Annotated in this window: 11 protein-coding genes; 10 read left to right on the top strand and 1 reads right to left on the bottom strand. The window is 70.1% G+C overall.

Annotation, left to right across the window (positions count from 1 at the left end; all coding sequences use genetic code 11):
• Position 1: 1 nt before the first annotated feature.
• The 8 genes from EDD27_RS21275 to EDD27_RS21240 all read left to right on the top strand — a co-directional run bounded on the left by EDD27_RS21275 (position 2) and on the right by EDD27_RS21240 (position 9,926).
• The gene (locus EDD27_RS21275) at positions 2-1,933 is read left to right on the top strand and encodes a glycoside hydrolase family 127 protein (protein WP_241564170.1); all 1,932 of its coding nucleotides are present in this window, start codon (positions 2-4) and stop codon (positions 1,931-1,933) included.
• Positions 1,934-1,937: 4 nt separating this feature from the next.
• Complete coding sequence (locus EDD27_RS21270; protein ID WP_127933962.1) at positions 1,938-3,635, top strand: carbohydrate-binding protein; 1,698 nt, start codon at positions 1,938-1,940, stop codon at positions 3,633-3,635.
• A gap of 500 nt (positions 3,636-4,135) precedes the next feature.
• Positions 4,136-4,693 (top strand): hypothetical protein, encoded by a 558-nt coding sequence (locus EDD27_RS21265; RefSeq protein ID WP_127940845.1) that lies wholly within the window; start codon positions 4,136-4,138, stop codon positions 4,691-4,693.
• 97 nt (positions 4,694-4,790) lie between these two features.
• Positions 4,791-5,720, top strand: coding sequence for a glycoside hydrolase family protein (locus EDD27_RS21260; RefSeq protein WP_127933961.1), 930 nt, complete (start codon positions 4,791-4,793; stop codon positions 5,718-5,720).
• Positions 5,721-5,874: 154 nt separating this feature from the next.
• Positions 5,875-7,116: an ABC transporter substrate-binding protein gene (locus EDD27_RS21255; RefSeq protein WP_127933960.1), complete on the top strand. Its 1,242-nt coding sequence runs from the start codon at positions 5,875-5,877 to the stop codon at positions 7,114-7,116.
• 1 nt (position 7,117) lies between these two features.
• The gene (locus EDD27_RS21250) at positions 7,118-8,059 is read left to right on the top strand and encodes a carbohydrate ABC transporter permease (protein WP_206641566.1); all 942 of its coding nucleotides are present in this window, start codon (positions 7,118-7,120) and stop codon (positions 8,057-8,059) included.
• Entirely contained in the window at positions 8,056-8,877 is an 822-nt protein-coding gene (locus tag EDD27_RS21245; protein ID WP_127933959.1) for a carbohydrate ABC transporter permease, read from the top strand. The genes EDD27_RS21250 and EDD27_RS21245 overlap by 4 nt, the downstream gene beginning before the upstream one ends.
• Before the next feature lie 8 nt (positions 8,878-8,885).
• Positions 8,886-9,926 carry a LacI family DNA-binding transcriptional regulator gene (locus EDD27_RS21240; protein WP_206641565.1) on the top strand — a complete coding sequence of 347 codons (1,041 nt, stop codon included), beginning with the start codon at positions 8,886-8,888 and terminating at the stop codon, positions 9,924-9,926.
• A gap of 28 nt (positions 9,927-9,954) precedes the next feature.
• Here the strand turns inward: EDD27_RS21240 and EDD27_RS21235 are convergent, their stop codons facing one another.
• A complete protein-coding gene (locus EDD27_RS21235) occupies positions 9,955-12,279 on the bottom strand; it encodes a rhamnogalacturonan lyase (protein WP_127933958.1) in 2,325 nt (774 codons plus the stop codon).
• 242 nt (positions 12,280-12,521) lie between these two features.
• On the opposite strand from EDD27_RS21235, the gene EDD27_RS21230 reads away from it, so the two are divergent.
• Together EDD27_RS21230 and EDD27_RS21225 are read left to right on the top strand one after the other, a co-directional pair.
• Entirely contained in the window at positions 12,522-13,442 is a 921-nt protein-coding gene (locus EDD27_RS21230) for a hypothetical protein (RefSeq protein WP_127933957.1), read from the top strand.
• Positions 13,443-13,573: 131 nt separating this feature from the next.
• On the top strand, positions 13,574-16,144 hold the full coding sequence (locus EDD27_RS21225) for a M14 family zinc carboxypeptidase (RefSeq protein WP_241564169.1): 2,571 nt from the start codon (positions 13,574-13,576) through the stop codon (positions 16,142-16,144).
• Positions 16,145-16,217: the final 73 nt, after the last annotated feature.

The raw sequence follows: 16,217 nt of genomic DNA, 5'->3' as shown, positions 1-16,217 counted from the left end.
CGTGATTCGAAAGGCCCACCACATGACCGACCGCTCCGTTCCCGTGCTGCCGCCGACCGGCCCGGTACGCCCCCTCGGGCTCGCCCAGGTGTCCATCACCGGCGGGTTCTGGGGCCGCAGGCAGACCGTGAACGCGACGGCCACGCTGTCCCACTGCGAGGCGTGGATGGAGCGCCTCGGCTGGCTCGCGAACTTCGATCGCGTCGCCGACGGCACGACCGGGCCCGACCGCCCGGGCTGGTCGTTCTCCGACTCCGAGGTCTACAAGCTGCTGGAGGCCCTGGCCTGGGAGACCGGCCGGACCGGCGACCCCGGGGCGGAGGCGGCGATCAAACGGCTCACCGCCCGCATCGGCCGGGCGCAGGACCCGGACGGCTACCTCAACACGTGCTTCGGGCACGGCGAGCAGCCGCCCCGCTACAGCGACCTCGAAATGGGCCACGAGCTCTACAACACCGGCCATCTCCTCCAGGCCGCGGTGGCCCGGCTGCGCACCTCAGGCGAGGACGACCTGGTACGGATCGCGCGGCGGGCCGCCGACCACGTGTGCCGCACCTTCGGCCCGGACGGCAATCCGGGCATCTGCGGGCACCCCGAGATCGAGGTCGGGCTTGCCGAGCTCGGCCGGGCCCTGGGGGAGGAGCGCTACGTCGAGCAGGCCCGCCTGTTCCTCGACCGCCGCGGGCACGGGACCCTGCGGGACATCCCGCTGGGCCGCGCCTACTTCCAGGACGACATCCCGATCAGGAGGGCCGACGTCTGGCGCGGCCACGCCGTACGCGCGCTCTACCTCACCGCCGCCGCCGTGGACGTCGCCGTCGAGCTCGGCGACGACGAGCTGCTGCGCGCGGTGGAGCGGCAGTGGGAGCGCTCGGTCGCGCGCCGCACCTACATCACGGGCGGCATGGGCTCCCGCCACCAGGACGAGGGATTCGGCGAGGACTGGGAGCTGCCGCCGGACCGGGCCTACTGCGAGACGTGCGCGGGGGTCGCCTCGATCATGGTGTCCTGGCGTCTTTACCTGGCCACGGGCGACGTGCGTTACACCGATCTGATCGAGCGCACGCTCTACAACGTCATCGCGACCTCCCCGAGCACCGACGGCCGGGCGTTCTTCTACGCCAACCCCCTCCACCAGCGCACGCCGGGCAGACCGGCGGACGCGGACGAGGTCAGCCCGCGTGCCGAGGCCGGCGTCCGGGCCGCCTGGTTCGACGTCTCCTGCTGCCCCACCAACGTCGCCAGAACGCTGGCCAGCCTGGAGGGCTACCTCGCCACGGCCGACGACGACGGCCTGCAGATCCACCAGTACGCGCCCGGCGCCGTCCGCGCCGAGCTGCCCGGCGGGCGGCAGGTCGCCGTGGACGTCGAGACGGACTACCCCAAGTCGGGGACCGTCCGCGTCCGGATCACGGCCGACGCGGCCTCGCCCTGGACCCTCTCGCTGCGCGTGCCCGCCTGGGCGGCCGGCGCCACCTTGACCGAGGACGGGCGGGCGCGGCCGGTCGAGCCCGGCATGGTGGAGGTCCGGCGGGCGTTCCGCGCCGGCGAGGTCATCACCCTCGAGTTGCCGATGGAGCCCCGCTTCACCTGGCCGGACCCCCGCATCGACGCCGTACGCGGCTGCGTCGCCGTCGAGCGCGGTCCCGAGGTCCTGTGCGCCGAATCCCACGACCTCCCGCACCCCGGCGGGCTCGACGCCCTGGCGATCGACCCCCTGTCCAGCCCTCAGGCCGTGCCCGGCGGAGCGCGGGTCCGCGCCCTCCTGCCCGCCCATCCCGACCGGCCCTGGCCCTACCGTCTCTCGGCTGCTCCTCCGGAGCACGCAGAGTGGCTCGACGTACCACTGCGCCCCTACCACTCATGGGCCCGGCGCGGCCCGTCGAGCATGCGCATCTGGTTGCCCGTGTGCACATCCCCCGAAGGAGCGTGACACCATGTCCCGAATCGGAGCGATCGCCTTAGCCCTGGTCACCACGGCCGCCACCGTGGTGACCGCGTCCCCTCCGGCCGCCGCGGCGGGCGCGACGCTGACCGTCAACGTCGCCCAGCCCTTCCGGACGGTCACCCACGCCGCCTCCGGCGGCCTGTACGGCCTGGCGGAGAACTCCCGCCCGGCCGACTCCACCCTGTTGCCGATCAAGGTGAACTCGCTGACCCAGCCCGCGCCCGGCGTCGGCCAGCGCCCCAACGGCCAGCCGCCCGGCGGTGACGCCCTCCTGGTCGCCCCGCAGGCTACCAGGGTCGGTGCGGGCGAGTTCATCCGCATGCCCGACATCTACCCCGACTTCCCCTACCGGTGGGTGAGCTGGGACGACTGGCTGGCCAAGGTGAACACCATGGTCAACGCCCGGCTGTCGGCCACCACGGTCACGAACATCATCGGCTGGGAGCTCTGGAACGAGCCCGACTACACCTGGAACACCGCCGCCGCGGGCACCTTCAACGACGGCTGGGTGCGTACGTACCGGGCGGTGCGCGCGCTCGACACCCTCACGCCGATCGTCGGCCCCAGCACCGCCACCTACAACCGCTCCTGGATGCAGTCGTTCCTCACCCACGCCAGGAACACCGGCACGCTGCCCGACATCATCTGCTGGCACGAGCTGACGAACCCCACCAGGATCGCCGCCGACATCGCCGACTACCGCAACCTGGAGGCGTCGCTGGGCATCAGCCCGCGCCGCATCTCCATCAACGAGTACGCCGCCCCCGCCGAGGTGGACGTCCCCGGCCGGGTCGCCAGCTACGTGGCCAAGCTGGAGCGGGGCGGCGTCGAATCCGCGCACCGGGCCTTCTGGTACGAGTACGGCACCATGAACGGCCTGGTCGTCAACAACAACCAGCCCACCGGCACCTGGTGGTTGTACAAGTGGTACGGCGACATGGCCGGGAACATGGTCACGACGACGTCCACCACGCAGACCGGCCTCGACGGGTTCGCCTCCTATGACCCCACCAGCCGGATCGTCAACGTGGTGTTCGGCAACGAGGCCGGCGCCAACACCGTCAACCTCACCGGTCTCGGCCCGCTGGGCTCCAGCGTGCGCGTCACGCTGCTGTCCACCCCGTCCAGCGGCCGCTTCACCGCCGTGACCGCGCCCACCACCGTCTCCAGCACCACCCGCACGGTCAGCGGCGGCCAGCTCAGCGTGTCGGTGCCGAACATGAGCGCCACCAGCGCCTACCAGCTCGTCGTCGAACCCACCAGCGGGGTGCCGTCCTACCAGCAGCGTTACGAGGCCGAGAACGCCTCCGTGTTCCGCGCCCAGCGGCTGAACGCCTCCAGCGCGTCGGCGGGCGGCTACGTGGGCCGGATCGACAACGCGGGCACGCCGCGCACCGACAGCTACGTCGACTTCGTGGTGAACGTGCCCACCGCCCGCGCGTACACGATGACCATCGGGTACGCCAACGGCACCGGCGCCACCGCCACCCAGGGCCTGGCCTACAACGGCGGGGCCTGGACCACGGTCAGCTACCCGCCGACCTCGGGCTGGGGCCAGTTCGGCGCCACGATCAGCACCACCGTCAACCTCAGGGCCGGCTACAACGTGATCCGGCTGGCGAAGGGCTCACCGTACTTCGCGGGCGGCACCGGATACGCAGAGCTCGACTACATCCAGCTCACCTGACCGAACAGCCGTCCGGCGCGTGGCTCGCCGCGTTCCCCCAGATCGGCCCGCCGCTCATCACCAGGCCGCCTGGACCGCCTGCCCGCCTCCCCAAGGCGGGCAGGCGGTGCCGGTGGCTCCATGAGCCGCGCGCTGGACGTCGACGTGACCCAGCCGGGCGGGTCTGGTCGAGGCAAAGGGCTGCGGGCGAGCGCCCCGGGAACGTCCGCCCGCAGCTCAGGGAATGGATGGGCCGGCCGTGGCGTTGTCCCCGCAACCCCGAAGCCGGCTTTACCCCGCCCGGTAGATCTTTGCCGGATTCGTGGTGTTTTGTTTGCGTTTGTCCGGTTTAAGTCGGTAACGTAGTTCTCGTTGCCGGTGAATGACCCGCGCCTTACCTCTGAAGGCCGGTTGCCGCATCCTCTTGCGCTCCACGTAGCGACTGTGGCCTCATGCCCGGCTACGTCGATCAAGCGAGTGCAAATGTACCGTGTCCCCTAATAAAGGACTGACCCTTGACCATGACTGCCCGCATGCGCTCCATCGCCCTGCTCGCAGCCTCCACCCTCGGCGCCCTGACCATCGGCTCCGCCGCGGCCCACGCCGACACCGGCGAGGGCTCCGTCAAGGCCGTGCTCCAGGGCTCGACCACGGCGTCCTACTTCTGGGACGACTCCTCCGGTCGCGCCGGTGACACCGGCCTGCCCGCATCGGGCAAGCCCATGCAGAAGGGCCTGGCCGCCAGCCCCAGCTGGCCGCTCATGACCGAGGGCTACGTGGTCTACAAGGGCAAGAAGCTGCCCTTCTTCGTCGGTGACCGCGGCCCCGGTGACCCCTCCAGCCGTGGCGTCATGCTGGACCTGGACGCCAAGACCTTCGCCGAGCTGACCGGCGGCACGTTCAACGCCGACACCCTGGGCGTGGACGGCGTCGAGGGCGAGGGCCACATCAAGATCCAGTACGTGGTGACCAAGTGGGGCGACGGCGTCGGCCGCAAGAGCCACCCGGCCGCCTTCTCCACCGGCGCCTGGGCCGAGAAGGACACCGCCTCCGTCTCCACCGTCTCGGTGAAGCACTAGGCCGGTCACCCGGTCAGTCCGTCCGCGAGGAGGGCATCCCCTAGGGGGTGCCCTCCTCGTCTGTATCGTTACAAAGCGATCCAGAGGAAGGACGGTCATGACAGAGGTTCCCCGGCCGCTTTACCGCGACCCCATGTTCGACGGCGCCACCGATCCCACCGTGATCTGGAACCGCGCCGAGCGCACGTGGTGGCTCGTCTACACCAGCAGGCGGGCGACCGCCCCGCACCGCGAGGACGTCAGCTGGGTGCACGGCACCGACCTCGGCGTGGCCTCCTCCGCCGACGGCGGCGTGACCTGGCTGTACCGGGGGACCATCGACGGCCTCGACATCGAGTGGGGGCGGCACACGTACTGGGCGCCGGAGATCGTCGACGACGGCGCCGGCTACCACATGTACGTCAGCGTCATCCACGGCGTCCCCGAGGCCTGGCGGCCGCACGAACGCCACATCCGCCACTACACCAGCCCCGACCTCGTCCGCTGGACCTACCGCTCCACCTTGGACCTGTCCTCCGCGTACGTGATCGACGCCTGCGTGGCCCCGCTGCCGGGCGGCGGACACCGCCTCTGGTACAAGGACGAGGCCCACGACTCCCACACCTGGGCCGCCGACAGCCGGGACCTGTACCACTGGCAGGTCAAGGGCCCGGCGGTCACGATCTCCGCCCACGAGGGCCCCAATGTGTTCACCCTCGGCGGCCACCACTGGATGATCGTGGACGAATGGCACGGCCAGCGTGTGCTCAGATCCGACGACCTCGAGACCTGGCAGCCCCAGGGGCTCATCCTCGACAAGCCGGGGACCGGCGAGCACGACGCCGGCTACGGGCACCACGCGGACGTCGTGGTGACCGGGGACGAGGCGCTGGCCTTCTACTTCACGCACCTGGACGGGGACGACGGGCGGCGTTCGGCCGTGCACGCGGCCCGGCTGCGGGCCCGCGACGGCGTGCTGTCCTGCGATCGCGACGAGCCGCTCACCGGCCCGCTGCTGCCCGTTGAGGGTCCGGCAACACATCCTTGACATCGGCCGATTTTTATCGATACAAACCCCTTTATCGATAAAAGACGGCGGAAGGCTGGATAGCGGACATCGGCGTTCGCGAGCCGGTCGCCCACGCGCGGACGCCCCGTCCGCGCGCCATCCCCCACGGTAACGATCGCCAAAGAGGTGAGCGATGTCCCTGCTCAGAAGATCGGTTGCGACGTTTGCGGCAGCGACCGCCGTCCTGGCCGCAACGGCCGGATGCGGCTCGGGAAGCGAAGGCGGCAGCGGCGGCAAGACCAAACTGAGCTTCTTCTCCTGGGAGAACGAGCAGACGATGAAGCCGCTCATCGACGCCTTCGAGAAGCAGAACCCCAGCATCGACATCGAGTTCTCCACCGCCCCGCCCGTGGCCGAATACATTTCGACGCTGCAGACCAGGCTCGTCTCGGGCACCGCGGCGGACGTGTTCGTGATCGCCGCGGAGAACAAGACCAACCTCGTTCAGGGCGGCTTCGTCAAGGACCTGACCGGCAAGCCGTTCTTGGCGAACATGTCCAAGTTCAACACCGAGGCCTGGTCCGTGGACGGCAAGGCCTACGGCATGTCGATCTCGTCATGGTCCGCCGGCATCCTCTACAACAAGGACGTCCTCGCCAAGGCGGGCGTCTCCGAATTCCCCACGAAGTGGGACGACTTCATCGCGCTGTGCCAGAAGCTCAAGGCAGCGGGCACCACGCCGTACTACGAAGGGGCGACCGGCCTGCCGCTCAGCGTCGCGGCCCTGGTCGGCCACGAGAACGCGCGCCAGGGCGGTGACGTCGACGCCCAGATCTTCGCCGGCCAGAAGAAGTTCGGCGACCTGTGGACCGGGCCGCTGACGACCTACAACCAGCTGTTCACCAGCGGCGTGATGACCAAGGACGTGGTCGGCCTGAAGGGTGAGCAGATCGTGGACGAGTTCGTCAACGGCCGGGTCGCGATGATCGCCGCGGGCCCGTGGGACGTTCCCACGCTGCGGCAGAAGGCGCCGAACATGAACTTGGCCTTCGCCGGCGTGCCCACCCCCGACGGCAAGCCGTTCTGGGCCGGCGCCGCCTCGCCCGGCTGGGCCATCAACGCCAAGACCCAGCACGAGAAGGAGGCCGAGGCGTTCCTGACGTACCTCGGCAGCAAAGAGGCCGTCACGCTGTTCAACAAGGGGACGGCCGCCATGACGACCACGTCCGACGTCACCCCCGTGATCGACAAGGTGCTGGAGCCCAACCTCAAGGCGCTCAAGGACGGCACCTTCTACCTGCCGCAGATCGCCTGGCCGCGGGTCCAGGACGCGCTCAACACCGAGGCGGTGGCGCAACTCCAGCTGATGATCCAGGGCCAGGCCAAGCCCGAGGACGTGGCCGCCGCGCTGGACAACCGGCTCAAGAGCAGCTGACATGACGGTGCTCGACAGAAGGGCGCCCGCGGTGACGGGCGCCCTGTCCTGGCTGATGTCGCCGAAGCGGCTGGAAGGGCTGCGCCTGCAGGCGTTCATGGTGCCGATCGGGATCGTGTTCGCGGTGCTGTTCGCGATCCCGCTGGCGCAGTCGCTCTACTTCAGCGTGACCGACTTCAACGGCTACTCGATGAAGGTCAACTTCGTCGGGCTGGAGAACTACCGGAAGATCTTCACTGACCCGTCGATGCTGGCGGGCCTGGGGTTCACCCTGCTGTTCGCGATCGGCACCACGGTGATCGTCACGGTGCTGGCGATCCCGCTGGCGGTGCTGCTCAACCGCCGCTTCTTCGGCCGCAACGTGGTGCGGGCGGTGTTCTTCTTCCCGGCCATCCCGAGCATCGCGATCCTCGGCCTGGTATGGGCGTTCATCCTGTCGCCGCTGGGCTCGGGCGCGATCAACTGGCTGCTCGACGCGGTGGGCGGGTTCGGCCCCGTGCCGTGGCTGTCGGACGGCACGCTCGCCCAGCTGTCGGTCATCATGGTCGCCGTCTGGTCGTCCACCGGCTGGCACGCGATCCTCTACCTCGCCTACCTGCAGTCCATCCCCGGCGACTATTACGAGGCGGCGCGGGTGGACGGCGCCTCGGCGCGGCAGGCGTTCTTCCGGATCACGCTGCCGCTGCTCGCGCCCGCGGTCACCGTCAGCTCGCTGCTGCTGATGACCGGCGGGCTGAAGGTCTACGACCTGCCCTACACCCTCACCAAGGGCGGCCCCGGCTACGCCACCTTCACCATCACCCAGTCGATCATCCAGAGCGGCATCGCGCAGGCCAAGTTCGGCCAGGCCTCCGCGCTGGCGGTGGTCTTCATGCTGGTCGTGGGCGCGATCGTGGCGCTGCAACTGGTCCTGTCACGTCGTCTCGAAGGACGCCTGTCATGAGGAAGCAGCGTTCCTCGCCGATCCTCTCGCTGGTCATGATCCTGGCCGCGGCCGTGGTCGGCGTGCCCTTCTACTACATCGTCGTCAACACGTTCAAGACACAGCGGGAGACCTCGGCCTCGCCGCTCGCCCCGCCCACGAGCCTGTACCTCGACAACTACGCGCGCGTCTTCGAGAACACGCCGATCCTGCAGTCGTTACTCAACACGGTGTACGTCACGGCCGTGTCAATCGTGATCATGCTGGTCATCGGGTCGATGGCGGCGTACGCCATGCTGCTGCGCACCACCCTGGTCAACCGGGTCGCCGGCGTGCTGCTCGTGATCGCGTTCCTGGTCCCCGGCCAGGCCACGCTGATCCCGGTCTACCGGATCCTGGTGGAGCTGCAGCTCGTGGACAGCCTGGAAGGGCTCATCCTCCTGTACACGGCCGGGTCGATCTTCTGCTACTTCCTCATCCAGGGATACCTCCGGTCGCTGCCGATCTCGATCTTCGAGGCCGCTCGCATCGACGGCGCAGGACCCTGGCAGATCTACTGGCGGATCGTGCTGCCGCTCATCCGGCCGATCCTCATCACGGTCGGGGTGTTCCAGACCATGTGGATCTGGAACGACTTCATCACGCCGAACGTCTTCATCAGCTCGCCCGACAAGCAGACCCTGGTCCTGCAGGTCTACAAGGCCGTCGGGGAGTACTCGGTGGACTGGCCGGCGTTCATGACGCTCAGCGTGATCGTGCTCATCCCCGTCGTGATCTTCTTCATCGCGATGCAGCGGCACATCGTCAACGGGCTCCTGCAAGGAAGCGTCAAGGGCTGAGGCCCTCCATGAGAGGATTCTCCGGTGAGGCGGCGGGGATGGTGACGATCCAGGACGTGGCGCGAGCGGCAGGCGTGTCCGCCATGACCGTGTCCCACGTGATCAACGACCACCCGCACGTCAAGACGGAGACCCGGGCCCGCGTGCTGCAGGCCATCGCCGACCTCGACTACCGGGTCAACGTGGCCGCGCGCAACCTGCGCACCGGGCGCACCGGCACGATCGGGCTGGCCGTGCCCGAGGTCGACCGGCCCTACTACGGGCAGCTCGCCGCCGAGATCATCACGGCGGCGGCCCGGCACAACCTCAAGGTGGCGATCGAGCAGACCGGCGCCTCCCGCGAGGGCGAGCTCGACGCGCTCGCCCTGTCCCGCAACCGGCTCTACGACGGGCTCATCCTCAGCACCGTCGGGCTGGGGCCGGCCGACACCGACCTGCTCAAGGTCGACTACCCGATGGTCATCCTGGGGGAGCGGATCTTCGACGGGCCGGTGGACCACGTCGCGATGCCCAACGTCGAGGGTGCGCGGGCGGCGACCATGCACCTGATCGAGCGGGGCTGCCGCCGCATCGTGCTGATCGACGGCTGGCCCGGGGACGAGGTCGACGTCTCCAGCCTGCGCCAGGACGGCTATCGAGAGGCGCTGGCGGAGGCCGGCATCCCCCTCGACCCGCGGCTGCTCGTCCACATCGACGCGCTCACCATGGAGCAGGGCGCCGCAGCCGCGCGGCGGGTGAGCGAGTCAGGGGTCGAGTTCGACGGCGCGTTCTGCGTGACCGACACCGTGGCGATGGGCGCGTTACGCGGGTTCGCCGACGCCGGGGTGCGCGTGCCGCAGGACGTCAAGGTCATCGGGTTCGACAACATCGCCGAGGGCGCCTACATCGTGCCCTCGTTGTCGTCGATCGACCCCGACCACGCGCTCATGGCCAGCACGGCCGTCCGGTTCCTGGTGGGGCGGCTGGCCGAGAAGGGGAAGAAGCGGCAGGTCGCGCGGGAGTTCATCAGCCGCTTCACGGTCGTGGCCCGCGAGTCGACCGGCGGCTGACCGCCGCCGGTCGACTCGCTGCTGGGGCTCAGCCCTGGGAGGTACGGAAGCGGGGCACGGGCACCCGCGACCAGTCGATGTCCGAGCCCAGGTAGAAGCTCGGGTAGGCGGGCTGGTTGTAGCCGGTCTGCTGCCGGGCCACGTCCACGCGGTACTGCGGGTCGTGCATGAGCGTGTACAGCTTGCGGTCCGTGACCTCCGTACTGAGGAAGATCCGGATCGCCGAGCTGTCGGCCGTGCGCGTCAGCAGCTCCTCCCGCCAGTCGCCGAACACGTCGGCCACCAGGCCCGGGTTGCCCTTCGTCCAGTTGTTGGTCAGCGTGCCCTCCGCGGTGAGCACCGTGCCGCGCTTCCAGTCGTCGATCGTCGGCGTCTGCAACACCGTGGTGGCGGTGCCGTTGACGAGCTGGGTCGTCATGTCGGCCGCCCAGCGGATGCTCATGTTCGTGCCGGGCGTGGTCCGGCCCAGGTGCTCGCCGCGCGCCGACCACAGGCCCGCCTGGATCTCCTGGTTGGGCGGCATCGACGACCATGCCTCCAGGCCGCGGATGGCGGGGTCGATGTCGCCGACCATGCCGCGCCCGGTGTCCCGGCCGCTGTAGCCGCCGAACAGCACCTTTCCGGTGGCGGCGTCACGCATCGCCCATCCGTACGGAGCCCACGCGCCGCCCTCGTGCACGGTCCAGATCTCCAGGCCCGGGTGGTCGGGGTCGAGGTCGCCGACGTGCATGGCGTCGCCGTGGCCGAGCCGCACGCTCTGCCCGGGCACGTTGCTCTGCGGCGGGCCCTCGGCGAACGACGAGTACAGCAGGTCGCCGTCGTCGTCGATGGTCGCGGCCCCGTACACGATCTCCTGCCGGCCGTCATTGTCCACGTCGGCCACGCTCATCGAGTGGAAGCCCTGGGTGGTGAGGTCGGCGTACTCGGGGTTGCTGCCGGGCACGCCGTGGGGCGAGGCGTTGAACGGGTTGGCCATCGGCGCGTGGCCGCTGTCGACGTACCAGACCTCCTTCAGCTTCCTGCCGTTCCAGTCGTAGGCGACCAGCGTGGTGCGGGTGTAGTAGCCGCGGGCGAAGATCGCCGACGGCCGCCTGCCGTCGAGGTAGGCGACGGCGGACAGGAACCGGTCGACCCGGTTGCCCGGCTCGATGCGGCCCATCGCGTAGTCGCCCCACAGCAGGCCGTCGTCGCCGCGGCCCGGCTTGTAGTGGATGGTCTGCAGTTCCTTGCCGGTGGCGCCGTCCAGCACCGACAGGTACTCGGGGCCGGTGATGACGAAGCCGGCGAACTCCCGCAGGCGGTTGTTGCCGCTGCGGCTCGGGGCGTAGACGTCGACGAAGTACGTGGCCAGGTCGACGGCGGCCTCGTGCGACAGCGGGTACTGGTGCTTCGAGGCGATGCCGAAGGCCTGCTCCAGCGTCGCCGGCCAGCGCCCGGCCACCACCTCGGGGTGCTCGTGCCACTTCTCGAACATGCCGACCACGTGGTCGAAGTAGTCCGCCGCGCTCTTGCGGTAGTCGTCGGCGTGCGAGTGGCCGGCTTTGACGTCCTGCTCCGGCATCGTGACGTAACGCTCGGAGACGACCTGGCCGTCGCGTCCGTAGCGGATCATCTTCGTGCCGGGGGCGGTCTTGAGCATCATCTCCGAGCGGCCGTCGCCGTCGAAGTCGTAGACCAGGAACTGCGTGTAGTGGGCGCCCGAGCGGATGTTGACGCCCAGGTCGAGCCGCCAGCGGAGGGTGCCGTCCAGCTCGTACGTGTCGACGTAGGTGTTGCCGGTGTAGCCGCGCTGGGAGACGTCCTTGGAGTTGGACGGGTCCCACTTCACGACGTACTCGTACTGGCCGTCGCCGTCCACATCGCCGACGCTCAGGTCATTGGCCGAGTACGTGTACGCCTCGCCGGCCGGGGTCACGCCGTCGGCCGGTTTCTTCAGTTGAAGATCATAAAACGATTTAACCCAGGGCGTGGCGGCGGCGCTGCGGCGGCCCTCCCGGCCCTTGACGACGGGGGCGACGCGGTACTCGGCCGAGCCGGTGCCGGCGGCGTCGAGGTAGTTGGTGCTGTCGGACACCGTGGCGATCGGGCGGCCGTCGCGGTAGACGCGGAAGCCGGCGCCCTCCATGCCGGTGGCGCCGGCGCCGGTCACCTCGTTGCCGAGCAGCCGCCAGCTGAGGAACACGCCCTCGCTGGTGGAGGCCGCCACCAGGCCACGGTCGAGGTGTTCGAGCCGCACGCCCGCGCCGTGGCCGCCCTCGGGGTCGGCGGCGGCCGGGGCCGCGGTCGCCGACGCGGTGAGCAGGGCGGCCAGGGCGGTGGCGAATAAGCGGCGCACGCCGCTGGGGGATCTCATGGCACAGGGCTCCTGGCGCATTAAATCGATAAAATCTCCCGGAGATTATTGGCCGCCTGTGAGGTTTGTCAAGGATGGATTTCGGTGGCATTTTTCGCGAAATAAATGCGCGAGTTGCAGTGAATTGATTTGCCGATCGCAGACTCGCGTCCGTGTCGCTCCTGTGCCCATGATGGCTGGTGTGCCCGCGGCGCCCGCTCGCCTCGGCCACGGGAACGCATGACCCCGGATTGGAGCTCCCTATGGCCACCTCCGAGACCACCACGCCGGCTCCGACGCTCGACCTGCTGGCTCGGCCGTCCGGCGGGTTCGCCATGGTGGCGATGGACCAGCGCGAGAGCCTCAGGCAGATGTTCGCCGCCGCCACGGGAGAGCGGGTGAGCGACGGCACGCTGACGGCGTTCAAGCTGGCGGTGGCCAGGGAGGTCGGGCCGCACGCCTCGGGGTTCCTGATCGATCAGGACTACGGTTTCTCCCGGGTGGCGGCCGAGCGCCTGATCCCCGGCGGGCTGATCGTCGCCGTCGACAGCCTCCAGCAGACCCCTGACGGGCCTGTCGAGGACACCTCGATCGACGAGCGCGTCCACCTGGCCGCCGCCCGCCGGGCCGGCGCCGTGGCCGCCAAGCTGCTGCTCATCTGGCGCGACGACGAGCACCGGCAGCGCCGCCTGGACATCGCCGCCGAGTTCGTCCGGCGGTGCGCCGCGGCAGGGCTGCTGTCCGTGCTCGAAGGCGTCGCCAAACCGCCCGCCGGGCACACCGCCTCTGGGGCCGTGTTCGACGGGCCTGCCGCGATCAGGGAGGCCGCCGCCGAGCTGGCGGGGCTGCGGCCCAGCCTCTACAAGGCCCAAGTACCGCTCGGCGGGGCCGCGCCCGAGGAGCGGCTGATCGAGGAGTGCGCGCGGCTCGACGAGGTGATCCCCGTCCCGTGGGTGGTGCTCTCGCAGGGCGTGGAGCGCGACGACTTCCCGGCCGCCGTGCGGGCCGCCTGCCGCGCGGGAGCCTCCGGGATGCTCGCCGGACGTGCCATCTGGAGCGACCTCGTCGGCATCGACGTCTCATCCCACGACCTTGCCGCCGCCCTCCGGGCCCGCGCGGTGCCCCGGCTCCAGCGGCTGGCCGAGATCGTCGACGAGCACGCCCGCCCGTGGAATGCTCGCTGAGCGGGGCCGTCGGGCGATCTCGGGCGACACAGAATGACATGGATTGCGCGTCGCTCTGATCACGGCGTCTTGTGCGGTTTTGCCGTTAAAACGTACGAATTAGACCGTACTTCTGATTTGTGGAGGACTTTGTGCGCTTATATGCAGCCATCCTGAGCATCGCCGTCTCGGCCGCGCTCCTCGTCCCACCAGGGTCGGCGGCAGCCGAGCCTGCCGAGCCGCCCCAGCCCGCCGTACGCGACTTCGGCAACGGCCCCGAGCGGAACGAGGTGGCCGCAGGCGCCGCGGAGGGGCAGCGGGCCGAGACGCTCCGCCGGGCCCCGGAGACGACCGAATCGTACGGATTGTCCCGCGACCGCGGGTATCCCAGGCAGGTCCAGCTTTCGACCCCCGCGGAGAACCCCGCCGACGCCTCGATCAAGCTGGGCCTCGTGCCGTACCACGCCATCGCGCCCAAGCTGAACGACCTGCAGCGGCGCAGCGACCGCGTCAGCGTGGAGATCATCGGCCGCAGCCACCAGGGCCGCGACCTCTACCTCGTGACCCTCACCGCCCCCGAGAGCCGCGGCGAGGCCGGTGAGCAGAGCGCCATCCGCGACCGCATCGAGAACGACCCGGCCGGGGCCGCCCGCGACCGCAGGCTGGCCGCCAGGTACAAGGCGCCGATCTTCGTCAACGCCAACATCCACGGCAACGAGTGGGAGGGCACCGACGCCGCGCTGCGTACCATCGAGGAGCTCGCGACCAGCACCGACCCGCAGGTCGCCGACCTCATGAAACGCACCAGGCTGTACTTCAACGTCACCGCCAACCCCGACGGCCGGGTCAACGGCACGCGGGCGAACGGCGCCGGCTTCGACATGAACCGCGACTTCATCACCGCCTCCCAGCCCGAGGTCCGGGCCATGCGCCAGGTGATGATCGACACCCAGCCGGTCGCCATGATCGACCTGCACGGCTACGTCAACGGGACGCTCATCGAGCCGACAACGCCGCCGCACGGCGCCAACTACGAGTACGACCTGTTCATCAGGAACACCTACGCCAACGGGCTCGGCATGGAGGCCGCGGTCAACGGGCTCGGCTACACGCCGGCGAAGGATGGCGTGCACCCGGTGCAGATCCCGTTCCGTGACTCGGACGAGGGCTGGGACGACTGGCCGCCGATCTTCACCCCGCAGTACGCGCCGTTCCACGGCACCGTCGCCTCGCACACCGTCGAGATCCCGCTCCGGGTCAACAACGCCGACTACAACCTGCCCGTCGAGGAGCTGCGCCGCCGCTCCGCGATCAACACCGATGTGGCCGCCGCCGCCATCCGGGCGACCTACGGGTTCGTGCACTCCAAGCACGACCAGCTGATCGCCGACCAGATCGAGGTCTTCCGGCGAGGCGCGGCCGGTGAGCCGTCCAAGGTCGTGCCGCTCGGCATCGTGCCCGGCTTCGGCCCCGAGGACGTCTACAACACGACCTTCCCCCGCGCGTACGTCATCACCGGGCAGCGCTCGGCCACCGCCGCCGCCCGCCTGGTCGATCACCTCATCGCCAACGACGTACGGGTCGAGCGGGCCAAGCGCTCGTTCCGGCTGAACGGGAAGACGTACCCGGCCGGGTCCTATGTCGTGGACATGCGCCAGCCCAAGCGCGGCCTGGCCAACGTGATGCTGGAGCCGGGAGAGGACATCTCCCCCCGGGTGGATGCGATGTACGACATCTCCGGCTGGAGCCACGCCCTGCTCTGGGGCGCCACCGTGGACAGCGTCGCCTCGGGCCCGCTCCACGTGTCGTCCGAGCCGGTCAAGGCCGCCGCACCCACCGGTTCCGTCCCCCGTACCCCCGGGTCGCTCGCGCTGAAGGTGACCGACGCCAAGGAGGTCCAGGCGCTGAACGACCTGCTGGCCCAGGGCGTGGCCGTGACCTGGACGAACGACGGCAGCGCCATCGTGCCGGCCGCCGCCCGCCAGGCTGCCGCGACCGTGTCCGACCGGTACGGTGTCGCCTTCACCCCAGCAGGATCGGCCACCGGCACGCCGCTGGCCCAGGTGCGCATCGCCGCGGCCGCCTCCGCCGACGAGCTCTTCACGCTGCGCGAGATGGGCTTCGCGGTCACGCCGGTCTCCACCGCCGTGCTCAACGCGGGCTTCGACTGGAGCGGCACCGACGTCCTGTACGTCTCCAGCGGGCTCAGCTACGCGGCGCTCAACCCGGCCGCCCGCACGGCGCTCGACGCCTACCTCGCCACCGGCGGCGTGATCACGCGGGGCGGCACGGGAGCGGCGTTCAACGCCGCCGCTGGGCTGCTCACGGCGACCGCGGTCGCCGGACGCGGCGACGCCAACGGTGTGGTGCGCGTGACCTCGTCGTCCGGCCCTGTCGGCGCTGGGTCGCCCGAGCACTCGTTCGTGTACTCGCCACGCTGGTTCACCGCGCTCGGCGCCGAGGTCACCGTCGAGCAGTCGTACGCAACCGACGGCCCCCTCGTGTCCGGCCACTGGCGGCCCGACGACAACGGCATGGGCGGGCCCGAGGCGGCCAGGGGACAGGCCGCCGTGGTCAGCGGCAGGGACGAGCGCGGCGCGGCCGTGGTGCTGTTCGGCACCGAGCCGATGTTCCGCAACCACCCGAAGGGGTTGTTCCCGCAGGTGGCGCGGGCGCTGTACTGGTCGGCCGCGGTCACCGGCGCGACCGTCACCACCCCCTGACGCACCTCGCGCGGGCCGGTGACCCGGACACCAGGTCACCGGCCCGCGCCGCCACCGCCTTCCTGAGCGTCCT

It is taken from the genome of Nonomuraea polychroma (assembly GCF_004011505.1).
Lineage (GTDB): Bacteria > Actinomycetota > Actinomycetes > Streptosporangiales > Streptosporangiaceae > Nonomuraea > Nonomuraea polychroma.
The sequence above is the reverse complement of the archived record's forward strand: the minus strand, read 5'-3'. Positions and strand labels throughout refer to the sequence as shown.